This is a genomic window from Microbispora sp. NPDC046933 (assembly GCF_040644635.1).
Lineage (GTDB): Bacteria > Actinomycetota > Actinomycetes > Streptosporangiales > Streptosporangiaceae > Microbispora.
Genome location: NZ_JBEYWW010000059.1, coordinates 14234 through 36560, shown reverse-complemented (window position 1 = coordinate 36560; position 22327 = coordinate 14234). Strand labels below are relative to the sequence as shown.

The following is a 22327-nucleotide window of genomic DNA, read 5'->3' as shown; positions in this document are numbered from 1 at the left end:
CCCACCTATCCTACACAAGACGCTCCAAACGCCAATGTCAAGCTGTAGTGAAGGTCCCGGGGTCTTTCCGTCCTGCCTCCGGCGCCCGCGAGAAATTTTTGAGATTTCTCCGGAAGGATGTCGAGAATCGGGGAGCCGGCTTCTACCCAGGGGTGAGCGCGCCCACGAGGGGCGGGCGGCAGGAGGAGCGAGACATGAAGTACATGCTGCTGATGCAGTTCGGCCCGCAGAGCGGCATCGCCCCGATGGACACCTGGTCGCCGGAGGACATCAAGGCGCACATCGAGTTCATGCACGACGTGAACCGCGGGCTCGTCGAGGCCGGTGAGTTCGTGGACGCCCAGGGACTGGCGATGCCCGACCAGGCGCGGATCGTGCGGGCCGGCGAGGGCGGCGTCCCCGTCGTCACCGACGGCCCGTTCCCCGAGACCAAGGAGTTCCTGGTCGGCTACTGGATCATCGACTGCGAGGGGCCGGAGCGCGCGTACGAGCTGGCGGGCCACATCTCGGCCGCGCCCGGCCTGAACGGCGAGCCGCTCAACATGCCGATCGAGGTGCGGCAGGTGATGGCTGCCCCGCCGCAGGAACTGTGAACGCCTCGCATTCGCACGTCGACGACCTGCTGCGCCCGCTGGCGCCGCAGGTCGTCGGCGTGCTCACCCGCAGGTTCGGCGACTTCGACGCGGCCGAGGACGCGGTCCAGGAGGCGCTGCTCGACGCCCTCGCCCAGTGGCCCGCCGAGGGCGTGCCGGACAGCCCGAAGGGCTGGCTGGTCCAGGTCGCGTACCGGCGGATGATCGAGCAGGTGCGGGGCGAGCAGGCGCGCCGCCGCCGCGAGGAACTGGTGGCGGCGCGGGCTCCCGCCGACCACTGGACCTCCCCTGCCGCCGACCGGGCGCACGAGGCGGACGGGGACGACACGCTCGTCATGCTGTTCCTGAGCTGTCACCCCGCGCTGACGCCCGCGTCCGCCATCGCGCTGACCCTGCGCGCCGTCGGCGGGCTGACCACCGCCGAGATCGGCAGAGCCTTCATGGTGCCCGAGGCGACGATGGCGCAGCGGATCAGCCGGGCCAAGCAGCGCATCAGGGCGTCGGGGGTGCCGTTCCGCATGCCGGAGCCGGAGGAACGCTCCGCGCGGCTCGCCTCCGTGCTGCACGTGCTCTACCTGATCTTCAACGAGGGGTACGCGAGCAGCGGCGGCCCCGGCCTGCACAGGGTCGAGCTGTCCCGCGAGGCGATCCGGCTGGCCAGGACGCTGCACCGCCTGCTGCGAGGTTCCCCGCACGGTGACTGCGAGGCGGCCGGGCTGCTCGCGCTGATGCTGCTGACCGACGCCCGGCGGCCCGCCAGGACCGGGCCCGGCGGCGTCCCCGTCCCGCTGGCGGAGCAGGACCGCGGCCTGTGGGATCGCGAGGCGATCGCCGAGGGCACGGCGCTCCTCACCGCCGCCCTGCGCCGGGGCGCCGCCGGGCCGTACCAGATCCAGGCGGCGATCGCCGCGGTGCACGACGAGGCGGCGACGGCCGAGGAGACCGACTGGCCGCAGATCCTCGCGTTGTACGGCCTGCTTGAGCGCATGTCGCCCAACCCGATGGTCTCCCTCAACCGCGCCGTCGCCGCCGCAATGGTGCACGGCCCCGCCGCCGGGCTGGCGCTGCTGGAACCGCTGGCGGACGGCCCGCTGGCGGGGCACCACCGCCTGCACGCGGCGCGCGCGCACCTGCTGGAGATGGCCGGTGACCTCGCGGCGGCCGTCGAGGACTACCGCGCGGCGGCGAGCCGTACGGCCAGCGTCCCCGAGCGCGACCACCTCACCATGCGCGCCGCCCGCCTCGCCGCCTCCCTGTGAGCGCCCGGCGTGCGGGATCAGGGACGGCGGGGAGCCGATGCCGGCGCGAGGCGGCGTGCGAGTGAAGGACACCGGCTCGCGTCGGCGGCCCGGCACGCCCGGCGCGTGTCCGCCCGTGACGGCCCTTCGCCCATCGGCAGGCGGTGTCAGGGCCCGTCGAAGCCGATGTGGAACGACGAGGTGTAGGAGCCGGCCGCGAAGCCTCCGCCGGCGATTCCCGGGAAGCCGCCCACGGCCTCCTCGTCGTCGTCCGGGCCCTGCTCGCCCGCGCCGAGCAGCGACCTGGTCAGCGCCTCGCGCTCACCCAGCATCTCCTCCAGCGCCCGGCCGACGTGCTCGTCCGTGAGCACAGGGGTTCCGTCGCCGCCGCGCAGCGCGGACAGCACGGCCCGGCGCAGCAGTTCCTTGAAGAGCGACGCGGTGGCGCCCTCGGTCCTCGCGACGACCGGCTCCAGGTCGGCTTCCAGCCGCAGGTCACGCGCGTACAGGCGGAGCAGGGCGGCCCGGCCCGCCGCGTCGGGCTTGGGGATCTCCACAGCCAGGTCCACCCGGCCGGGACGGTCGGCCAGCGCCCGCTCCAGCACGTCCGCGCGGTTCGTGGTGAGCACGAACGTGATGTCCGCGTCCGCGCCCACACCGTCCATGGCGTCCAGCAGGGCGAACAGCAGCGGGTTGCCGTCCTCGGTGAAGGAGCGGTCGCGGGCCACCAGGTCCACGTCCTCCAGCACGACGATCGCCGGCTGCAGTCTCCGGGCGAGACCGGCCGCCTGCGCGACGAAGCGGATCGCGGCGCCCGTCATCACGATGACCGTGCATCCGCGCATCCGGCCCATGAGGTAGCGGACCGTGTGCGTCTTGCCGGTGCCGGGCGGGCCGTGCAGCAGCAGGCCGCGCTTGAGGTGCTGCCCGTGCGCGCGCAGCCGGTCGGCCTCCTCGGCGATGCCGACGATGTGCCGTTCGATCGTGTCGAGCACGCCTTCGGGCAGGACCACCTGCTCGGCGTCGAGGTCCGGCCGGGGCAGGAAGGTGACGAGGTCGTTGCCCCGGTGCTCGCTCCACTGGAACGACAGGACCTGCCCCCGGTAGACGTCGTCGGCACGCATGAGACGTTCGATCTCGTCGCGGGTGGCGGTCGCGCTGGGCCGGTCGGGGGCGAGCACGACGAGCCGGCACGGCCCCCCGCGCTCGTTGGGGCCGCGCAGGCTCAGCACGACCGGGACGCCGTCCGGAGAGCGGGTCAGCACCAGGCCGAGCGAGACGACCTCGGTGGTCTGGTCGGGCCCGACCGCGGCCGTGGCGTAGTCGACGGCACCCGGCTCGAACCGCTCCCAGCCGCGAGCGGCGCTGGCGAGCATGTCGACGAGCTCGGTGTGCTCACGGTGCGGGCCGTTGACGCCGACCCATTCGGCGCCGGGGCTGTGCGCCGCCAGGTAGGCGTCCGCGCCGCGCTGCAGGTTGACGTGCTCCCAGCTGGGGAAGCTCTCGGCCACGTTCACGACGTGCCGCAGATCGCAGCCGAGATGTCCGGTGACCCGCCGCACGAGCTCGGGGGGTTCCCGGCCCTCGTCGATGCTCCGATGAGCCTCGTTGAGAAGGTCGCGCAGCGCCCGGGCCAGATCCTCGGCGTCAGTCAGATCCATACCGTCCACAGTGGCAGGCTTCGCGGCGATTCGCCGGTGATCATCCCCGGGACGCCGGGCGCGGACGCGTTCAGGGGGCGACGCTCACAGGAGACCGGCGTCGCGCACCTTCATCGCCACCTGGACGCGGTTGTCGGCGCCGAGCTTGGCGAAGATCCTGGTGACGTTCGCCTTCACGGTGGCGACGCTCATGTGGAGCCGCTCGGCGATCTCGGCGTTCGACCTGCCGCTCGCCACCTCGACCGCGACCTCGAGTTCGCGCTCGGTGAGCCTGGCCAGCTCCTCACGCGCTTGCGCAAGGGCCGGCCCGGACCCGCCGGTCGCCGCGGCGATCACCTGCCGGGCGACGCTCGGCGACAGCACGGGCTCGCCCTTCGCCACGGCACGGACCGCCTCGATCATCCGCGGCGGCGGAGTGTCCTTCAGCAGGAAGCCGTCGGCGCCGAGCCGCAGAGCCCGCAGCACCATGTCGTCGGCGTCGAACGTGGTGAGCACGAGGATCCGCGGCGGGCCGGGCCGGGCCCGCAGCAGCTCGGTGGTGGTCAGCCCGTCCTGGTTGGGCATCCGGATGTCCAGCAGCACCACGTCCGGGCGCAGGTCGCGGATCACGTCCATGGCGCGCAGCCCGTCCTCGGCCTCGCCGACGATGTCGAAGTCGGGTTCGCCGCCGAGGATGAGACGCAACCCGGTACGCACCATCGCGTCGTCATCCACTATCACCAGCCGGGTCACGATCCGCAGCCTCCCATGGCAATCGGACATCAAGGATGAATCGCCCGTCCTGGATCGTATGGCTGAGGGTGCCGCCGGCCATCCTCGTCCGCTCCGCCAGGCCCACCAGGCCAAGCCTGCCGCCCGGGCCGGGGGCCGAGCCGGGGCGCGCGGCGTTCGTCACCCGGATCCGCAGGCCCTCCCCCGGCCGTCCGCCGAGTTCGGCGGTGACCCTGGCGCCCGGCGCGTGCTTGCGCGCGTTGGTCAGCGCCTCCTGCACGATCCGGTACGCGTGCCGGCCCGTCGGCGCGGGCAGCGACTCCCGGCCGTCGATGCTGTCGTCCACCTCGACCCGCTGGCCGGCGGCGCGGACCTCGCCGAACAACGCGTCCAGATGGGTCAGATCGGGCTGCGGCGCCTCCACGGCGCCGTCGTCGCGGAGCGTGCGCAGCACCGAGCGCAACTCGTTGAGCGACTGGTGCGCGTTCTCCTGGATGGCGAGCGCGGTCTCGCGTGTCTGCTCCGGGCCGAGGTCGGTCCGGTAGGCCAGGCCGCCGGCCAGCATCGCCAGCAGGGAGATCCGGTGCGCGAGCACGTCGTGCATCTCCTGGGCGATCTTGACCCGCTCGGCGAGCCGCGCCTGGTCGATCCGCTGACGCTGCTCACGCTCGGCGGCCCGTGCCCGCTCACGCAGGGACAGCTCCAGGTCGCGGCGTCCGCGCAGGTAGAGGCCGAACACGGTCAGCCCGCCGAGGATCGTCAGCCCCGACACCGAGGAGACGACCGTGGCCTGGTCGATGCCGCCCAGAGCCCCGCTGACCAGCAGGCACACCACGGACACGACCGCGACCGGGATGATCCGGCTCCATCGGCGATGGGTCACCAGGGACACGTACGCGACCTGCGCGGGACCGGTCGCCGTGGCCGAGAACGTGGTCAGCAGGGCGGTCGCCAGCGCGATCCGCCACGGCCACCGGCGCCGCCACCGCATCAGGACCAGCCCGACCAGGCCGAGCGTGGTGTCGATCAGCGCATGCGGGAGACGGTCGCCGTCGTGCAGGACGAGCCAGGCCAGCACCGTGCCGTGGAAGAGCATCGGCACCACGGCGCACAGGTAGCGCAGTGCGACGCCCTGCCTGTCCAGGGGTGGCTGGTAGTCCGGTCGGCCGTGCACAGCCCCACAGCTTAGGGACCACATCGAACAGGTTTTAGCGACCTGGGTCGACCTGTGGACAACCGCGGGTATCGGCCGCGCGCGAAAGGCCGGGCCCCGCGTCGAGACGCTCCGTACCCCGGTCCGATGCGTCGACGTCCGCGCTCGCGGTGGACTGGGCGGCGTGATCGAGTTCAGACACGTCAGCAAGATCTACGGGAAGGTGCAGGCGCTCGACGACGTGACCTTCACCGTCGGGACCGGGAGCGTCACCGGCTTCCTCGGGCCCAACGGCGCCGGGAAGTCGACGGCCCTGCGCATCCTGGTGGGGCTCTCTCGTCCCTCCTCCGGTTCGGCGACCGTGCTCGGTCTGCCGTACGCCGAGATGGCCTGCCCGGGCCTGCGGGTCGGCATCCTGCTCGACGCGGGGGCTCAGCATCCGGGCCGCACCGGCAGGGAGGTCCTGACGCTCGGCGCGATGACCCTGGGACTGCCGAGGACGCGGGTCGGCGAGGTGCTCGACCTGGTGGGGCTGACCGAACGGGAGAGCCGGCGCAGGGTCGGCGGCTACTCACTCGGCATGCGGCAGCGGCTCGGCATCGCGCACGCCCTGCTCGGCGATCCCGAGGTGCTCATCCTGGACGAGCCCGCCAACGGTCTCGACCCTCAGGGCATCCACTGGATGCGCCGCCTGCTGCGCGACCTCGCCGACGCCGGATGCGCCGTGCTGCTCAGCTCGCACCTGTTGCACGAGGTGGAACAGGTGGCGGACCACATCGTGATGATCGGCCGTGGGCGCGTGCTCGCCCAGGGCACGGTCGACGAGCTGAGCCGGGGCCGCGGCCTCGAACAGACCTTCCTCGAATTGACCGCGGACACGGACCGGAGCCCGGGCGCCGGCGCGTCTCCGGGCATCGACGCGGGCCGGGGCGCCGCATGACCCGCGCCGGGCACCACCTGAACGACATCGCGGGGGCCGGACCGACCCCCGTCACGAAGAACCACCGGGCCCCGTCACGAAGGACGACGACATGACCGCCGCCACGCCGATCCCGTTCCACAGACTGCTCATCGTCGAAGCCCGCAAACTGGTCGACACCCGCAGCGGCACGGTCATCGCATTGATCACGATCGGGCTGGTGGTCGCGTCCGTCGTCGCGCGCGGCGCCGTCGTCGGGCCGAAGCTGCAGGTCCTGGCGGGCACGGCCGCGATCGCCCTCGGCACCCTGCTCCCGGTGCTCGGCATCCTGACGGTGACCGGCGAGTGGGCGCATCGCACGGCGCTGACCACCTTCGTGCTCGAACCGCGCCGCCATCGCGTCCTCGCCGCCAAATGCCTGCCGCCCCTGCTCGCGGCGGTGGCGCTGTCCCTGTTCGCCATGCTGGTCGCGGTGCCGGTCACGGCCGTCGTGGCCGGGGTCCGGAACCTGCCCGCCACCTGGGAGTTCCAGCCGCTCTGGCTGCTCGGCTGGACCGGGGCGAACGTCCTGGTGGCCGCGGCCGGCCTCGCCCTCGGCGCGCTGCTCCTCAACGCGCCCGCCGCGATCGTGATCCACCTGTCGACTCCGCTCCTGTGGTCCGTCGTCGGCAGTCTCGGCTCCGTCGGCGCGACTCTCGCCGAGTGGCTCGACCTCAACACCACCGGCGCTTCCCTCGTGAGCGGCGAGATGACCTGGAGCGAGGGCGCCCGGCTCGCGGCGTCGGTCGCCTTCTGGATCGTCCTTCCCATGGCCGCCGGCCTGGTCCGCGTACTCCGCAAGGAGCCGACCTGACCGGCCGCGTCCTCGACGGCGGGCCCACCGGCTCATGCGCCCGCACAGGCCGAACCGGCGAGGTACGCGCAACGGCCCGCCGCCGCCGCGGGTGATGGCGCCTCTACAGCCGGTCGAGGATCGTGGCGATGCGATCGACCTCCGCGGCGAGGAGGCGCTCCGGCACCGGTTCGAAGAGCTCGACGACCGGACGCCCCTCCTTGACCTCCCAGACGCCCGTCACCCGGCCCCGGTAGATCACCACGGGCGAGATCCACCCGGCCGTCCGGCTCACCTTCGGCCGCACGGCCTTCGGCAGGAGCGACTCCAGGTCACGCGGCGCGGCCAGGATGAACTGGTCGAAGCCGGGCAGCAGATGCACCTCATCGGACGGCGGGCACGCCAGCAGGTCGTCCAGAAGCTCCGCAGGCAGCACGGCGGGCATGCCCTCCACCTCGACCTGCGCGAGCTCACGCTCCAGCTCCCCGAACCAGCCGCGCAGGACGGCCTTCGGCGTGACGCCGCGGAACAGCCAGGCGTCGAACATCCGGGGGGTGGCCGGGCCATGGGCGCCGAGGAACGCGCGGAGCACCCGCACTCCCCCTTCCTCCGGCGAGAGCGCCTCTCCCCGACCACCCGGAAGCCAGTCGGCGGGCGTGGTGAAGGTGACCCTGCCGTCGCGCGGCGGGCCGTAGCACAGCTCACCCAGGAAGCTGAGCGGCTTGAGCAGCGCGCCCCAGCCGGACGCGAGGGCCTCTTTCAGGTGGGCGTCCCCGGTCACCTCGATGACCGCCTCGACCAGTTCCTCCCGGGTCAGCACCCGGCCGGACAACGCGCGCGGAACGGCGTCCACGACGGCCTCGATCTCCCGGGCCGACACCCCGTGGCCGCGCTGCCAGGAGGCCCTCTCCCAGAACCGGAGCGACCCGAGGGCGGCGCGGTAGGCCGGGAACTCGTCGGCCGGGAGGAGGTGGAGCGTGCTGCGCATCGTCCAGGTCTTGACCAGCGTGCGGTCACGCCACAGGGCGTCCTCGATCTCTCCCGGACGCGGGTTCGCGTGCCGTACGGCCACGGCCAGCGCCGCCGACGAGGCGACCTGCGCCTGCACGCCGCACAGCCGCCGGGCGATCGCCACCGCGTCACCGCCGCTCGCGGGCTCGACGAACTGCCGTCTCAGCCTCCAGGCGAGCACCTGCGCCCAGGTCGTCTCAGCAACCACGCCACACTTCTACACCTCGGGTACGACAAGTCGCGTACCCCCCGGTGCGCACTCGTTCGCCCGGGAGGTGGACGGAGAGCGCCACCACGTCGTGCACGACGGTCAGGGGCCAGGTCATCGGCACGGTGAAGCGGATCCCGCCGAAGCGTCCGTTCCGGCACACCTGGCGGATCGAGCAGCCGGGACATCCGGAGATCACGGGACGCAACGAGTGGGTGAGCGGCAGCCTCAAGCACGTCGCCGGGCGGGCGGCCGCATGGCGTCGGCGTCCAGCGCCTTGAGAACACGTGCTTGCCGGGGAAGCGGCGGGCGCCCGGCAGGGGTTCGTACGGGCCAGCGCTCCGGCACGCCCAATCGCTGCCGCAGACCGAGGCGTGGCGGGCCCTTACGGGGAGTCGGAAGCGGAGGCGGGGCGTCCAGCGAAATCCGGCCTGATCGAGTTGCTCCAGGATCCATGTGCGCCCTTCCGCGCCGGCGGTGTTCCACGTCCAGCTCATGGGTCGTTCGGCCATCGCGCGTTCCCGGCTGCTCGTACGCGGGTTCGTACGGGAGTCCTGCCGAGAGGACGGCCTGGCGATCCCCGGCATGTTGTGGCAGAGGTCGGCCAGGAACCTGATGCGGTCGAGAACAGCGGCCGGTGAGACCCCCTCCTTTTCGCGTCGGACCTTTCCGGCCAGGTATCGGATTTCGACGAGTGCCATGGCTGCGAGGAATGCGGCCACCTCCCGGTCAGCCTCAGTGGCGCCGTGGCTCCCGCGGCGGCCTCTCATGCCGGCCTCGCGGGGAGGGCGAGTTCGATCCGTCGTCGGGTGACGTCGACGCGAACGATCTCCGCTGTCAGGACGTCGCCGTGCCGCACGTCCCTGCCGGCCAGTTGGGAGCTGGGTACGAGTCCCTCGAACCCGGTGACCTCGGCGAAGTGTTCGCAGAAAGGCCAGTTCTCGCTCGTTGAGTGCTGGGTTCGGCATGCCTCGTTCCTTGGCCGACGAGGGGTGTGCGCCGAGGAATCGACTCGGCGCGGCCATGGGGAATGCCGATCTTGCCGGCAAGGGGATGCGCCAATCCGCACGGTCCTGTGACGGCACCGCGCACGCGGTTCCTCCGGGGGTCAGCCGAGCCGGCGCAGGAGGTGGTCGCGCGCGGCACGGTCGCCGGGCCCGCCCCGCTCCGCGAGGCGTTCCGCGACGTACCGGCGGTGGTCCTCGTCCACGTTGCCGCCGTACTTGAACTTGCCGTTGACCTTCTGAACGGCCAGCCGGAGGCCGCGGATGCCCGGCAGGCTCCGGTGGTGCTCGGCGGGGTCGGCGAGATCGTGGTCCAGGCGGGCGAGCTGGGCGCGCAGAATGCCGAGCTTCCCGTCGCGGTCGTCGACGATCTCCGCGTGACAGACCATCTGGACGGCCGCGTAGTACGTCGTAGGGATGCCGAGCCGGGGATCCTCGTCGGTGCCGGGCAGCGCCTTCCACGCCCCCTCGACGTACGCCCAGTCGCCGGCCACGGCCATGACCACGGCGGGGTTCTCCTCGATCGCCGACCAGATCGGGTTCGGCCGGGCGAGGTGCAGCAGGATCGTGGACTCGTCGGCGAGGAGGAACTGCGTCGGCACGACCACCGGCACATCGCGGTCTCGTCCGGACGCGATGAGGTGGCCGAACTCGTTCGCGCGGACGAAGGCCAGCGCCTCCTCGTCCGCGGCGGAGTCCCAGGGATGGATCAGCACACCCTCACTGTACGCACCGACAATCGGGGCAAATCTCCTACCCGCCGCCGAGGCCGGCGTCCCTGGCGCGAGCCACCGCCGCGGCGCGATCGGAGACGCCGAGCTTGGCGAAGATGTTCGACACGTGGTTGCGCACGGTCTTCTCGCTCAGATACAGGCGCCGGGCGATGGCGTGGTTGGTGAGACCGGCGGCGACGAGGTCGAGCACCTCCATCTCGCGTTCCGTCAGCCCGGGCACGGGCCGGGGCCGTACGGCCGGCGCGGTGAGAGCGGCCAGCACCCGGTTTCCGGTCGCGGCGCCGAACACGACCTGCCCCGAGGCCACCGCCTCCAGCGAGCGCACGATGTCCGCAGGCGTCGCCTCCTTGAGGAGGTAGCCGCGGGCGCCGGCCCGTACGGCGGCGAGGATCGACGCGTCGTCGGACAGCATGGTCAGGGCCAGCACGGCCACGCCGGGATGCCGGGCCGTGATGCGGGACGTCGCCTCGATCCCGCTGATGCCCGGCAGGTGCAGATCCATCAGGACGACGTCGGGAGCGACCCGGTCCACCAACTCGACGGCCGCCTCGCCGGTGCTCGCCACGCCCGCGACCTCCACCTCGGGCAGATCGCGGAAGAGCGCGACCAGCCCTTCGGCGAACACCGGGTGGTCCTCCACCACCATGACGCGGATCACCGGACCGCCAGCGGGAGCCGTACGACCAGGTGCGTGCCCGATCCGGCCGGGTCGAGCAGTTCGAAGGTGCCGTCGAGCTCCTCGGACCGGCGCCGCATGGAGGCGAGGCCGAACCCGTGGCGGGCGGGGGATCCCACCCCGACGCCGTCGTCGTCGACCCGCAGCTCCAGGACTCCCGGCGCCCGTGCGTCGCTCGTCCGCAGGCTGACCGTGCACCGGGACGCCATGGCGTGCCGCACGGCGTTCGTCATGGCCTCGGCCGCGATCCGGTAGGCGGCCAGCTCGACCGGCGGTGGAAGGGCGGGCAGGTCGGGCGGGGCCTCCACCTCGACCGCGAGATCACCCGCGAAGCCCCTGCCGAGCTCGGCCAGCGCGCCGGCGAGCCCCAGAGTGTCCAGGGGCGGCGGGCGCAGGTCGTTGACGATCGCGCGGACGTTCTCGACCGTGCCGCGGATGCGGCCGGACAGCTCCCCCATCACCTGTTTCGCGCCCTCGGGGTCGGCGTCGACCATGCGCCGGCCGCGGTCCACCTGCAGCGCGAGGGCGGCCAGCGTGGGGCCGAGCCCGTCGTGGAGTTCGTAGAGCAGCCGGTCACGCTCCTCCTGCCGGGCCGCCAGCAGCCGCCCGTGCGATCGCTCGAGATCCGCGCCGAGGCGGTGGGCCCGTACGGCCACCGCGACGTGCGGCGCGAGCTGCGCCAGCAGCGAGCGGTCCCTGGGGCGCAAACGCTCCCCCAGCATCAGCGTGCCGACCCGCTCGCCCTGGTAGAGGAGCGGAACACGCTCGCTCACCTCGCCTTCCCCGCTTGAGCCGCCAGAGCCGCCCGAGCCGCCCGAGCCGCCAGAGCCGCCCGAGCCGCCCGAGCCGCCAGAGCTGCTTGAGCCGCCCGGGCCGGTTGAGCCCTCCGGGCCGCTCGGGCGGCCCCAGGAGGCCACGACCGCGCCCGATTCCTCGACGGCCACGTAGTGGATGCGCAGGACCCGCCCGACCTCCGCCGCCATCCGCTCCAGGAGGTCGCCGGGCGCACCCGCGTCCGAGAGCCGCACGCCGAGCCGCCGCAGCGCACGCGCCGGGTCGTCGCGATCGCCGTAGACGAGGCGGTTCGCGGCGGCGGACACCCGCAGGTAGACAGGATGCACCGCGAGCGCCACGATCAGCGCGGAGGCCCCGGAGCCGATCGCGTTCCCGAGCGTGGCCGCGACCAGGGCGTACGCCGCCAGCAGCGCGACGCTGACGGCGCCGAACGCGAGCGCGCGCGACAGCAGGAGATCGAGGTCCCACAGGCGGTGCGCGACGACCGCCACCGACACCGCCACCGGCAGCGGAACGGCGGCGAGCGCCACGATGACCGGCCCCCACGGCACGAACAGGGCGACGCCGAGCAGGCTCACCGTCAGCAGCGCCGCGGCCAGCACCCATTGGAGGCGCCGCCGCACCTCCTCGCCCGCCGACCGGTATCGGCTGACGAGCGAGGCGACCGCGGCGAGCACCGCGCCGACCGTGCACACCGTGCCCGCGGTCCTGACCGCGTCGGGAACCCCGGTGAGTCCGGCCAGCACACCGGCGTATCCCTTGGGGAAGAGCCCGGGGACCTGCTCGTAGGTCACCGGGCGGAGCATCCAGTCGAGCGTGTGCACCCCGATGCCGGCGTACGCCGCGGCCGCCGCGGGCCGCCATCGGCGCGAGGGGAGCCGGCCGTCCGGGAAGATCAGCAAGAAGAACGTCGGGACCAGGAGGTAGGCGGGGATCCACACCCAGTTGGACACCCACATCGCCCAGTCGTCCCCCGGCAGGCCGGCGCCACCGGTGACCGCACCCTCGTTGATGCCGTCGCTGATGCCGTCGTTGATGCCGTCGTTGATGCCGTCGTTGATGCCGTCGTTGATGCCGAGCAGGCCGTACGCGCCGAGGGCGAGCCCGAGCGCCTGGGCCATGCCGACGGCCACCATCACCCAGCCGACCCGGCTCCCCGGCCGCTGCGCCACCACGAACAGGCCGGGCACGCCGAACGACAGCGCCGCGACCGCGCGGAAGGCGTCGAACCGTTCCACGATCCCCGTCACGCCCAACTGCCGCAGCCTGGGCTCGACGACCAGCGCCCCGAGGACCAGGACGAGGAGCGCGCCCGCCGCCACGGCGGCGCGCCGGGCCGATCTGTCCGTCATGAGGGGGATGTTGCCACCCGCGTGTCCCGTCGTCACGGGACGAGATGTCCCGTCCTGCGGGGGACTGTCGGCTCATGCCGGCCGGACGTCCCCCGCCGGACTCTCAAACCCGTAACCACCCGTCGCGTTCTCCGAGGAGAGGACATGTCCACACCCGCCACCGCTCCGGCCACCACACCGGCCGCTCGCCCGCGCCCGTCGACGCTCGTCGCCGGCGTCGGCCTGCTGCTCGCCATGGACGTCGCCGGCGCGTTCATCTCCCTGTCCGCCGGCCTGAGCCCGACCCTGCTCGACGCGCTGGGCCCCGAGGCGCGTCTGTCGGCGCCGATTCCGATGATGGTCGCGCAGGTCCTGCTGGTCGTCGGCGCGACCCGGCGCCGTCGCGTCGTCGCCGTCCCGGCCTCGGCCCTCCTGGCCGTCGCCGGAGTGCTCGCCTTCGTGTCCGGCTTCTACGACGGCGGCTACGCCGCCGACCTCACGGCGGGTCAGCGGGCCTTCCAGATCGCCCTCGTCACGGCCCACCTCGGAGTCGGGGTCCTGGCCGGAGTTCGCCTGGTACGGCTGCTGCGCCGTTGACGGGTCACCCGCGCCGGAGGAGCAGGGTGACGAAACCGAGGGCGCCCCGGTAGCCGTTGAGCCACATGTCGCGGTGCTCCCTCATCACGGCGAGGGCCTGCTCACCGTCCGGGCCGGGATTGTCCGCGGCCCAGCGCGCCAGCGTGCCGGTCCACGACCACTCGTACTCGTCCCATTCCGCCTGGTCGCTCACGTGGGCGTAGACGGTCAGCCACCCCTTCGACTCGGCGGCCTCGACCGTGCCGGCGAGATCCGGATACTCGCCGATGGCCTCGACGACCTCGGGAGCGGGTGGGCGTTCCCAGTACCCCTCCCCCACGAGCGCCAGGCCGCCGGGCCGTACGAACCGGGCGAGGGCCTCCATCGTCTCCGTCAGCCCGCCGAAGGCGTGCGTCGAGCCCACGCAGAGCGCCAGATCGTACGGCTGGGCGGGCGTGAAGGCGTCGGCGGGCATCGTGTGCAGCGTCAGCCGGTCGGCCAGGCCCCGGCCGGCGGCCGCCCGCTCCGCGGACGCCACGGCGTGCGGTGAGATGTCCACACCGTCGGCGTGTGCGGACGGAACGAGTTCGAGCGCCCGGAGCGACCACTCGCCCTCGCCGCAGCCCAGGTCGAGGACGCGTGCTCCCTCCGGCAGCGCGGCGCGGCGCAGCAGCCGATCGAGGTTGGCGGCCGAGACGGGCGCGGCGATCGGATGATCACGATGGGCGATGGCGCTGAGCAGTTGTCGATCCACCTCGCCATCCTGCCAAGATGGACGAAGCGCCTGCATCTGCATTTATCGTGCGATATCTGGTGGCGGCCGCCACTGCCCGTGGTGAGGATTCAGCTGTGCACGTTTTCCTGCGGACCGACCGGCTGGTGCTCCGCGCGTTCACCGGGGCCGACGTCGAGCACCTGGTCGCGCTCGACAACGATCCCGAGGTCATGCGCTTCATCAACGGCGGCAGACCGGTGAGCCGCGAGACGATCCTCGCGCAGACCCTGCCACGACTCCTGCGCGACCACCCGTGCTTCGGCACCCGCGGCTACTGGGCGGCCGAGGAGAAGGCCACGGGCGCCTTCCTGGGCTGGTTCGAGTTCCGTCCTCTGGCCGACGACAGCCCCGCCGTGGTCGAGCTCGGCTACCGGCTGAACAGGACCGCCTGGGGCGACGGTTATGCCACAGAAGGATCGCGCGCCCTGATCCACAAGGGATTCGCGGACCTCGGCGTGGAGCGCGTGACCGCGACCACCATGGCCGTCAACACGCGCTCACGGCGGGTGATGGAAAAGGCCGGACTGTCGTTCGTACGCGCCTTCACAGAGGACTGGCCCGAAGCGATCGAGGGCTCCGAACACGGCGAAGTCGAGTACGAACTCACCAAGCCCGATTGGCGGCGGCGACAGTCGTCGTAGGCACGCGCGGTCGCGACGAGGAGGTGGCGGTGGTCACGGGGCTCCGGCGAGCCGGGGGCGCAACCGGCCAGGACGAGGAGCACTTCGACGCACGCGCGGATGCCCGTAAAACCTGTGGGACGAAAACCGGAAAAGACCGGAACCGCCGGCTCGTCGAATGCCGCACGGTCGCCGGAGGAGATTACGGCGAGCCATGCTCCCCCCATGACGAAGGCCGCGAACGGCGAGACGAGGAAATGTTTGACAGTGCCCGAGACGCGACGGACGATCACCTGGAAACCGGTTTCATAACTGGCGTTCGGATGGGAGAGCGATGCGTTTCCTTCGGCGTTCATCGGGGATCGGCTCGGCCGGGCTTCTCCTGGCCGCCCTGCTCACCGGCCCCGCCCAGGCGGCGCCCGCGGGGGTGCCCACCGGCTACGACTGCGCGGTGACCTACGCCACCCACGCGTGGCCCGGCGGTTTCACGGCCCAAGTAACGATCAGCAACACCGGAACCCGCGTTTTCAGCCCCTGGATCCTGCAGTTCGTCTTTCCCGGAAGCCAGACCATCACCACCGCCTGGAACGCGACCTACTCCGTGACCCCGCCGAGTGTTCAGGCGGCCAGCAGTTGGTACAAGAGCATCGATCCCGGCACGAGCTTCACGATCGGCTTCAACGCCAACGGCGTGGACGACCACCCCACCGGCTTCACGTTCAACGGCGTCCCCTGCGCGGTGAGCTACGAGAGTCTCCCCTCCTGATGCGACCAACCCGTTGATCAAGGCGGCCGGGCCGAACCTGGTGCGGAACGGCGCCGGGGAGCCGCCGCTCCGGACCGAATCCGGGGCGGCGGCTCCGCGCACGGCGCGGTTCAGCCGGTCCAGGAGCTGTTGAGGAAGGACATCATCATCGGCACCATGAGCGGCCCGATGACCGTGGCGTAGAGGATGATCACCCATCGGCGGCGCGCGCCCGCCCGGCCGACGAGCACCCACAGCGGCCACCACAGCAGCGCCGACCGGGGGATCGACATGTAGAACGTGGAGGTGACCAGCGCGCCCAGTTGCAGCCCGACGTAGACGAACTCGGCCCATCGGCGGGCGACGAGCAGCCAGACGAGCAGCAGCGCCCCGACGATCGCCGCCGCGATCTCGAGACGGAACATCGGGGCGAACCCGCCGTCGCCGCCGGTCGAGTCCCACGTGGCGCGGAACGCCTCCCACGGCCAGACCGGTTTCCGGCCCCAGCCGGTCTGCTGGGCGTTGTTCCAGGCCAGCCAGTCCCCCGTACGGGAGTGCTGGTAGGCGGCGTACGTGAGGATCGGCGCGAACGGCAGCGCCAGCCAGGCACCCCGCCACCAGCCCGCCCAGCCGTCCGTGCGGATCCGGCTCACGACGAACTCGACGATCAGTGCGAGGGCCAGGAACAGGCCGGTGATCCGCACGCAGGACGCCCCGGCGGCCAGGGCACAGGCCAGCGGCCAGGCACGGCGGCGGGCCGCCAGCCAGGCGGGCAGCGCGAAGGCGAGGAAGAGCGCCTCCGAGTAGCCGGCGAACAGGAAGACGGCGGGTGGGCACAGCAGCAGCGCGAGGACGGCCCAGCGCCCCGCTCCGGCGGGCCCCTCCAGATCGGCGAGCCGGGCCAGCGCCACCACGGCCACCGCACCGGCCACGAACGAGATGATCAGCCCGGCCAGGGTCCAGTCGTCGACCACCAGATGGACCAGCCGCAGCGCCATCGGCAGGCCGGGGAAGAAGGCCGGCAGCCCGGGATCGGGCTCCAGCTTCGGGTCGCCGTCGTAGCCGAACTCGGCGATCTTCCGGAACAGGTCGACGTCCCAGAACTTCCAGCGCTCCAGCAGCGGGGCCCGGTTCTGACCGGAGACGATCAGGATTCCGTAGACCGCCACGAGAAGCATGCCGGCCCTGGTGCCCACCCACAGCAGCAGCGCGTCCCGGACGGTGGCGCTGCGCCGCAGCGGTTCGGCGGCGACCTCGCCGGACGGAGGGCTCGCGTCCCCGCGTCCGGGAGCCTCCCGGTCCGGCCCCGCGGGCTCCCCGCGCCCCGGGTCGCGCTCGGCTTCCTCGACGAAAACCGTCACGTGCCGCCTCCCCTCGCACCTGCCGGCCCTCGCCGCACGGTACGCCGTGGCCGTACGTCCTTCCGCTTGCCGGTGGGACCGGTCCCCCCTGACCGCCGCCTGCTCGGTGGGGCCGTACACGGCGAGCGGAGGCCGCGCCCCATGATCGAGACAATGATGTCAAGGGCCCGAAGTCCCGCGCCAGGGCGCCTCCGGCGCCGCGCGCGTGAGCCGCCGATGACCTCGGGTTCGTGCCGTCACGAGCCGGGACGGCCGACGCCTCGGATGAAAGTTGCAGTGCCCGGAGAACCGGGAGAGCCGGGAGGTCTCCGTGTCCGGTGGGAGGCCGGTCGGCGCCGGGCCATGCCGCACGGGGAACCGCCGGCCGGCACACCTTGATCCGTGCGCGCAGAAGTCGGGACAATTTCCCCGTTATTCGCATCAAATCGCATCCATCCCTTTCACCGCCGCCCGTACGGCGGCGCGTGGCATGCGCCGTTCCGCACCACCGCGACCCACGAGTGAGCGGAGGACGGCGGCGACCGCAGGGTCGGCCAACCCGACGACCCGCCGACAGAAAGGATCGTGATGAGTCAATCAGCGCAACGTCTGGGCGTGGTCGCCGAATCGGCGCCGGGCGAGACACGCGTGGCGGCCACCCCGGCCACCGTCCCGCAGTTGGTCTCGCTCGGCTACGAGGTGATCGTCGAATCGGGCGCGGGCAGACGGTCGGGCTTCACCGACGACGCGTACGCCGGGGCCGGGGCACGGATCGCCGGTCGCGAGGAGACGTGGGCCGCCGACGTCGTACTCAAGGTGAACGCGCCGGCCCCGGACGAGATCGCGGCATTGGATGACGGGGCCACGCTCATCTCCCTGATCGGCCCGGCGGCGAACGCCGGCCTGGTGGACGCGCTCGCGCAGCGGCCGATCACCGTGCTGGCGATGGACGCCGTGCCGCGCGTCTCCCGTGCGCAGGCGCTCGACGTGCTGAGCTCGATGGCGAACATCGCCGGCTATCGGGCCGTCATCGAGGCGGCGCACGCGTTCGGGCGGCTCTTCACCGGCCAGGTGACCGCGGCGGGGAAGGTCCCCCCGGCCAAGGTCCTGGTGGCGGGCGCGGGCGTGGCCGGGCTGGCGGCCATCGCCACGGCGACCAGCCTGGGCGCGGTCGTCCGGGCGACCGACCCCCGTCCCGAGGTCGCCGAGCAGGTGCGCTCGCTCGGCGCGGAGTTCCTCGACGTCGGGGTCGCCCAGGAGGCGAGCACGGACGGGTACGCCCGGGAGACCTCGCGGGACTACGACCGCCGCGCCGCGGAGATGTACGCCGAGCAGGCCGCCGACGTGGACATCGTCATCACCACCGCCCTGATCCCCGGGCGTCCCGCCCCCCGGCTGCTCACGGCCGAGCACGTGGCGCGCATGCGCCCGGGCAGCGTCGTCGTCGACATGGCCGCCGCGCAGGGCGGGAACGTCGAAGGCACCCGTGCCGGGGAGGCCGTCGTCACCGGGAACGGCGTGACCATCATCGGCTACACCGACCTCGCCGGGCGGCTGCCGGCGCAGGCCTCGCAGCTGTACGGCACCAACGTCGTCAACCTGATGAAGCTGCTCACGCCCGGCAAGGACGGCCGGCTCGTGCTGGACTTCGACGACGTCGTGCAGCGCGCGATGACCGTCGTCCGCGACGGCGAGAAGACCTGGCCACCGCCGCCCGTGCCGGTGAGCGCGGCCCCCGCCACCCCCGCCGCCACCCCCGCCCCGGTGCTGGAGACGGCGGCGGCTCCCGGCGCGAGGCCGCCGTCCCCGCCCGGACGGCGACGCCATCTGGTCACCGTCGCCGCCTCCGCCGGCCTTTTCCTGCTGACCGCCTTCTCGCCGAACGCGCTGATCGAGCACGTCACCGTCTTCGTCCTGTCGATCGTGATCGGCTACTACGTCATCGGCAACGTCCACCACGCGCTGCACACACCGCTGATGTCGATCACCAACGCCATCTCCGGGATCATCGTCGTCGGCGCGCTGCTCCAGATCGGCCAGGGCGACACGGTCGTCGCCGTCCTGTCGTTCGTCGCCATCCTGCTGGCGAGCATCAACATCGTCGGCGGCTTCGCCGTGACCCGGCGCATGCTCGGCATGTTCACGAGGAGCTGACCGTGAACCTCGCCACGGCCGCGCAGGCCGCCTACATCGTCGCCGCCCTGCTGTTCATCCTCAGCCTCGCCGGCCTGTCCAAGCACGAGACCGCACGCTCCGGCGTCGTACTGGGGATCTCCGGCATGGTCATCGCGCTCGCGGCGACGGTCGTCCTCGCCGCGGACGGCGGCGACGTCCTCGCGGTGGTCCTGCTCGCGGCCGCGATGGCGATCGGCGCCGCCATCGGGCTGTGGCGGGCCCGGATCGTCGAGATGACCGCCATGCCGGAACTCATCGCCGTCCTGCACAGCTTCGTCGGCCTCGCCGCCGTCCTGGTCGGGTGGAACGGCTTCCTCGAAGTCGAGAACGGCGGCGGGGCGCGGGCGGAGGTCCCCGGCTCGCTGCTGGGCATCCACCACGCCGAGGTGTCCATCGGCGTGTTCATCGGGGCGCTCACCTTCACCGGGTCGGTCGTCGCGTTCCTCAAGTTGTCGGCCAGGATCGATTCCCGCCCGATGACGCTGCCGGGCAAGAACTCCCTGAACCTGGGCGCGCTCGGGGCGTTCGCGGTCCTGACCGTGCTCTTCGTGATCTCCCCGAACCTGGGGCTGCTCGTCGCGCTGACGGTCGTGGCGCTGCTGCTCGGCTGGCACCTGGTCGCCTCCATCGGCGGCGGTGACATGCCCGTCGTCGTCTCGATGCTGAACAGCTACTCGGGGTGGGCCGCCGCGGCGTCCGGGTTCCTGCTCGACAACAACCTGCTGATCGTCACCGGCGCCCTCGTCGGCTCGTCCGGCGCCTACCTGTCGTACGTCATGTGCCAGGCGATGAATCGTTCGTTCATCTCCGTGATCGCCGGGGGTTTCGGCATCGAAGCGGGCCCCGCCGGCGACCGCGACTACGGCGAGCACAGGGAGATCACCGCCACCGAGACCGCCGACCTGCTCAAGGAGGCCAAGTCCGTCGTCATCACCCCGGGGTATGGCATGGCGGTCGCGCAGGCGCAGTATCCGGTCGCCGATCTCACCCGGAAACTGCGGGAGCGCGGCGTCGAGGTGCGCTTCGGCATCCACCCGGTCGCCGGCCGCCTGCCCGGTCACATGAACGTCCTGCTCGCCGAGGCCAAGGTGCCGTACGACATCGTCCTCGAAATGGACGAGATCAACGACGATCTGGCCACCACGTCGGTCGTCCTCGTCATCGGCGCCAACGACACCGTCAATCCGGCGGCCGTCGACGACCCGGACAGCCCCATCGCCGGGATGCCCGTCCTGCGCGTGTGGGAGGCGGAGAACGTCGTCGTCTTCAAACGGTCGATGGCCACGGGGTACGCCGGAGTGCAGAACCCCCTGTTCTTCCGACACAACAGCAGGATGCTCTTCGGCGACGCGAGGCAACGCGTCGAGGAGATCGTCGCCGCGCTCTGACCGCCGCCGAGCGCGCCGCGGCATGCCGGGACGGATCGCGCCGGAACGGGTCCAAGGGCCGGCGCGATCCCGTCCATCCGGACGGTTACGACGGCGATGGTTCCTTACGACGAGATCAGCGCCAGGGAAAGTTCGCCTGCCAGATCATCTCGGAGGTGTAACCACCGCCGCAGACCAAGGTGAGAAGGACTTCCGGATTCCTGCCGTCCTTGCCCAGGCACACCTGGATGTCGGAATACGGAGAGGGCATCTGCTGCGTCCGCCGAAATACCGTCCCCTTGCCGAATACCGTGACTTTCTGCCACAGGGTAACCTCGTCACCGCATGGCCGGAGAGTCGCGACCGCCAGGCCGCCAGGCGCTTTCGAAGCGGAATCCGCGAGACATTGCCCCGTCAGCTTGTTTCGCAACCTTATGATGTCCATCCTTCCCGCTTTGGGGAACACCTCCTTCCAGTACTGCGAGTCCTTGTGGTACGAGCAGCAGTTCAACCGGATGAAACCGGGGATGCTCCCGTCGTTCATCTGCACGTCGATGGTCCGGAGGCTGCCCTTCTTGTCTCTCGTGATCCCTTGGAGGTGAAAGTATCCCGCGGGCAGGGCATTGGCAGGCGTCGCCACCGGGACAAGTCCTGCTGCCAGAATCATGGCGACGGTCACCACCCGTGCGACCTTCACGGCCATATCCCTCTTCCCCTCTCACTGCGGCAAAGATGTTTCGCGCGTCACAGCCATCACCGTCGCCTCAGCCCCGAATCCCGTCCGGGTCCGGCGCCCGTCAGCGCGCACGTCTCAGGCACGGCGGCGTACGCGAGAACGGGAAAGCGCACGCCCAAAACGTAGGCCCCGAGATGACCGAAGTGAATACGTGCCAGCACGGAGATCGGGCCAGCGGAAACGCGGAGCTGGAATTCGGCGGCGCATGGGTGGACCGGATGCCGAAACGGCCGGTGATGCCGGTCTGCAACGGCGTGTCCATGGTGGTGTTCGCGAGCGTGCCGATCGCGACCACCTCGGCGCTGAACTACGGCGCGATCCCCCTCGGCGGGCTGCTCGGCGGCATGCTGGGCGATGCCGTCGGAGTCCGCGAGACCCTGGGGCTGATGGCTGTCATCCAGTTCCTCTCGCTCGCCGTCCTGCTGCTCAGCCCGTTTGGCCCCCTGCGCGACTTCCCCGCCCCAACCCCGCCGCGCCTGGAGGCGGCCGTTCAGTCCCTGACCACGGCGGCGGGCCACCGCGCGACACCCGCGGCCGCCAGCGTTGCGGCACCGGCCGCGATCAGGACGATCGCTGGAATCCTCACCAGGTTTCGCAGGTCCTCGCAGTTGGCCGGCGCATCCGCCTCGGCATCCTCGTCCGCATCGGACTGGAGTGCGTTATCCGCCGCCTGGACAAATGCCGAGCCGCAGTCGTTTCCCTGCCAGGTGACAGGAAGCAGACCGGTGAGAAGACCGGAGCCGATCATGAGTAAAGCCACGAACGCGATCGCCTTGACAGACACGTGGAGTCCTCGCTGCATGGAGCTGATTGCGAGAAATCATCTCATCCAGGTGCACGATCGGACATGGGAAAGAGCACATAAGCACGCGGCTCGCGAACACCCTTCGACTTCGGCATCCAGCGCCCGAAGGCACCGGCTGCTCACCAACTGGGCGGGGATCAACGCGTTCGTGCACCGCATGTACACCACCATGCGCAGGCCGATCTTCTACGGCGACGCGGCGATCTACAAGGGGAAGGTGATCCGCTCTCCCGAGTACGTGCCGTTCGACGTGCGCCGTCGGGCTGAATGGTTCTAGCGATCCCCGCCCAGCGATCACCTGTCGGCGCCGCCTCGTCCGCTG

At 71.8% G+C, this 22327-nt stretch carries 21 protein-coding genes; 11 read left to right on the top strand and 10 right to left on the bottom strand.

Annotation, left to right across the window (positions count from 1 at the left end):
• Positions 1 to 194: 194 nt before the first annotated feature.
• Complete coding sequence (locus ABZ857_RS42125; RefSeq protein WP_357055906.1) at positions 195 to 593, top strand: YciI family protein; 399 nt, start codon at positions 195 to 197, stop codon at positions 591 to 593.
• Positions 590 to 1852: a sigma-70 family RNA polymerase sigma factor gene (locus ABZ857_RS42120; protein ID WP_357055903.1), complete on the top strand. Its 1263-nt coding sequence runs from the start codon at positions 590 to 592 to the stop codon at positions 1850 to 1852. Before ABZ857_RS42125 ends, ABZ857_RS42120 begins: the two co-directional genes overlap by 4 nt.
• A gap of 146 nt (positions 1853 to 1998) precedes the next feature.
• Here ABZ857_RS42120 and ABZ857_RS42115 read toward each other — a convergent pair whose 3' ends face one another.
• From ABZ857_RS42115 to ABZ857_RS42105, 3 genes are all read right to left on the bottom strand, one after another.
• Positions 1999 to 3492, bottom strand: a complete 1494-nt coding sequence (locus tag ABZ857_RS42115; RefSeq protein WP_357055900.1) for an ATP-binding protein — start codon at positions 3490 to 3492, stop codon at positions 1999 to 2001.
• An 84-nt stretch (positions 3493 to 3576) separates the two neighbouring features.
• The gene (locus ABZ857_RS42110; protein WP_357055897.1) at positions 3577 to 4224 is read right to left on the bottom strand and encodes a response regulator transcription factor; all 648 of its coding nucleotides are present in this window, start codon (positions 4222 to 4224) and stop codon (positions 3577 to 3579) included.
• Positions 4199 to 5377 (bottom strand): histidine kinase, encoded by a 1179-nt coding sequence (locus ABZ857_RS42105; RefSeq protein ID WP_357055894.1) that lies wholly within the window; start codon positions 5375 to 5377, stop codon positions 4199 to 4201. The genes ABZ857_RS42110 and ABZ857_RS42105 overlap by 26 nt, the downstream gene beginning before the upstream one ends.
• Before the next feature lie 163 nt (positions 5378 to 5540).
• On the opposite strand from ABZ857_RS42105, the gene ABZ857_RS42100 reads away from it, so the two are divergent.
• Together ABZ857_RS42100 and ABZ857_RS42095 are read left to right on the top strand one after the other, a co-directional pair.
• Positions 5541 to 6296 carry an ATP-binding cassette domain-containing protein gene (locus tag ABZ857_RS42100; protein WP_357055891.1) on the top strand — a complete coding sequence of 252 codons (756 nt, stop codon included), beginning with the start codon at positions 5541 to 5543 and terminating at the stop codon, positions 6294 to 6296.
• Between the two features lie 91 nt (positions 6297 to 6387).
• Entirely contained in the window at positions 6388 to 7128 is a 741-nt protein-coding gene (locus ABZ857_RS42095) for an ABC transporter permease (RefSeq protein ID WP_357055888.1), read from the top strand.
• A 103-nt stretch (positions 7129 to 7231) separates the two neighbouring features.
• Here the strand turns inward: ABZ857_RS42095 and ABZ857_RS42090 are convergent, their stop codons facing one another.
• Positions 7232 to 8326, bottom strand: a complete 1095-nt coding sequence (locus ABZ857_RS42090) for a winged helix DNA-binding domain-containing protein (RefSeq protein ID WP_357055885.1) — start codon at positions 8324 to 8326, stop codon at positions 7232 to 7234.
• Positions 8327 to 8370: 44 nt separating this feature from the next.
• Between ABZ857_RS42090 and ABZ857_RS42085 the strand changes: the two genes are divergently transcribed.
• Positions 8371 to 8607: a hypothetical protein gene (locus ABZ857_RS42085; RefSeq protein WP_357055882.1), complete on the top strand. Its 237-nt coding sequence runs from the start codon at positions 8371 to 8373 to the stop codon at positions 8605 to 8607.
• A gap of 827 nt (positions 8608 to 9434) precedes the next feature.
• Here ABZ857_RS42085 and ABZ857_RS42080 read toward each other — a convergent pair.
• Genes ABZ857_RS42080 through ABZ857_RS42070 form a run of 3 tightly spaced genes read right to left on the bottom strand, consistent with a single transcriptional unit; the run spans position 9435 to position 12887 of the window.
• Positions 9435 to 10046: an FMN-binding negative transcriptional regulator gene (locus ABZ857_RS42080; protein WP_357055879.1), complete on the bottom strand. Its 612-nt coding sequence runs from the start codon at positions 10044 to 10046 to the stop codon at positions 9435 to 9437.
• Between the two features lie 37 nt (positions 10047 to 10083).
• Positions 10084 to 10722, bottom strand: coding sequence for a response regulator transcription factor (locus ABZ857_RS42075; RefSeq protein WP_357055876.1), 639 nt, complete (start codon positions 10720 to 10722; stop codon positions 10084 to 10086).
• Entirely contained in the window at positions 10719 to 12887 is a 2169-nt protein-coding gene (locus ABZ857_RS42070; RefSeq protein WP_357055873.1) for a GAF domain-containing sensor histidine kinase, read from the bottom strand. The genes ABZ857_RS42075 and ABZ857_RS42070 overlap by 4 nt, the downstream gene beginning before the upstream one ends.
• 144 nt (positions 12888 to 13031) lie before the next feature.
• Between ABZ857_RS42070 and ABZ857_RS42065 the strand changes: the two genes are divergently transcribed.
• On the top strand, positions 13032 to 13463 hold the full coding sequence (locus ABZ857_RS42065) for a hypothetical protein (protein WP_357055870.1): 432 nt from the start codon (positions 13032 to 13034) through the stop codon (positions 13461 to 13463).
• A gap of 4 nt (positions 13464 to 13467) precedes the next feature.
• Here ABZ857_RS42065 and ABZ857_RS42060 read toward each other — a convergent pair whose 3' ends face one another.
• On the bottom strand, positions 13468 to 14196 hold the full coding sequence (locus ABZ857_RS42060) for a class I SAM-dependent methyltransferase (RefSeq protein WP_357055867.1): 729 nt from the start codon (positions 14194 to 14196) through the stop codon (positions 13468 to 13470).
• Between the two features lie 95 nt (positions 14197 to 14291).
• Here ABZ857_RS42060 and ABZ857_RS42055 point away from each other — a divergent pair, with 95 nt between their 5' ends.
• Entirely contained in the window at positions 14292 to 14858 is a 567-nt protein-coding gene (locus ABZ857_RS42055) for a GNAT family N-acetyltransferase (RefSeq protein ID WP_357055864.1), read from the top strand.
• A 313-nt stretch (positions 14859 to 15171) separates the two neighbouring features.
• Positions 15172 to 15603, top strand: a complete 432-nt coding sequence (locus ABZ857_RS42050) for a cellulose binding domain-containing protein (protein ID WP_357055861.1) — start codon at positions 15172 to 15174, stop codon at positions 15601 to 15603.
• A gap of 110 nt (positions 15604 to 15713) precedes the next feature.
• On the opposite strand, the gene ABZ857_RS42045 is transcribed toward ABZ857_RS42050, so the two are convergent.
• Positions 15714 to 16943 (bottom strand): hypothetical protein, encoded by a 1230-nt coding sequence (locus ABZ857_RS42045; RefSeq protein ID WP_357055858.1) that lies wholly within the window; start codon positions 16941 to 16943, stop codon positions 15714 to 15716.
• Positions 16944 to 17510: 567 nt separating this feature from the next.
• On the opposite strand from ABZ857_RS42045, the gene ABZ857_RS42040 reads away from it, so the two are divergent.
• Both ABZ857_RS42040 and pntB read left to right on the top strand, forming a co-directional pair.
• Positions 17511 to 19076, top strand: coding sequence for a Re/Si-specific NAD(P)(+) transhydrogenase subunit alpha (locus ABZ857_RS42040; RefSeq protein WP_357055855.1), 1566 nt, complete (start codon positions 17511 to 17513; stop codon positions 19074 to 19076).
• 2 nt (positions 19077 to 19078) lie between these two features.
• Positions 19079 to 20485: a Re/Si-specific NAD(P)(+) transhydrogenase subunit beta gene (gene pntB, locus ABZ857_RS42035; protein WP_357055852.1), complete on the top strand. Its 1407-nt coding sequence runs from the start codon at positions 19079 to 19081 to the stop codon at positions 20483 to 20485.
• Positions 20486 to 20600: 115 nt separating this feature from the next.
• Here pntB and ABZ857_RS42030 read toward each other — a convergent pair whose 3' ends face one another.
• Complete coding sequence (locus ABZ857_RS42030) at positions 20601 to 21167, bottom strand: hypothetical protein (RefSeq protein WP_357055849.1); 567 nt, start codon at positions 21165 to 21167, stop codon at positions 20601 to 20603.
• A gap of 167 nt (positions 21168 to 21334) precedes the next feature.
• On the opposite strand from ABZ857_RS42030, the gene ABZ857_RS42025 reads away from it, so the two are divergent.
• A complete protein-coding gene (locus tag ABZ857_RS42025; RefSeq protein WP_357055846.1) occupies positions 21335 to 22282 on the top strand; it encodes a hypothetical protein in 948 nt (315 codons plus the stop codon).
• The last annotated feature ends 45 nt before the right edge of the window (positions 22283 to 22327 follow it).

What these genes read in the sequence shown, in the direction of transcription:
- ABZ857_RS42125 (WP_357055906.1), top strand. Translation starts at nt 195, where the DNA reads ATGAAGTACATGCTGCTGATGCAGTTCGGCCCGCAGAGCGGCATCGCC.
- ABZ857_RS42115 (WP_357055900.1), bottom strand. Translation starts at nt 3,492, where the DNA reads ATGGATCTGACTGACGCCGAGGATCTGGCCCGGGCGCTGCGCGACCTT.
- ABZ857_RS42095 (WP_357055888.1), top strand. Translation starts at nt 6,388, where the DNA reads ATGACCGCCGCCACGCCGATCCCGTTCCACAGACTGCTCATCGTCGAA.
- ABZ857_RS42070 (WP_357055873.1), bottom strand. Translation starts at nt 12,887, where the DNA reads ATGACGGACAGATCGGCCCGGCGCGCCGCCGTGGCGGCGGGCGCGCTC.
- ABZ857_RS42065 (WP_357055870.1), top strand. Translation starts at nt 13,032, where the DNA reads ATGTCCACACCCGCCACCGCTCCGGCCACCACACCGGCCGCTCGCCCG.
- ABZ857_RS42050 (WP_357055861.1), top strand. Translation starts at nt 15,172, where the DNA reads ATGCGTTTCCTTCGGCGTTCATCGGGGATCGGCTCGGCCGGGCTTCTC.
- ABZ857_RS42040 (WP_357055855.1), top strand. Translation starts at nt 17,511, where the DNA reads ATGAGTCAATCAGCGCAACGTCTGGGCGTGGTCGCCGAATCGGCGCCG.
- ABZ857_RS42030 (WP_357055849.1), bottom strand. Translation starts at nt 21,167, where the DNA reads ATGGCCGTGAAGGTCGCACGGGTGGTGACCGTCGCCATGATTCTGGCA.
- ABZ857_RS42025 (WP_357055846.1), top strand. Translation starts at nt 21,335, where the DNA reads ATGACCGAAGTGAATACGTGCCAGCACGGAGATCGGGCCAGCGGAAAC.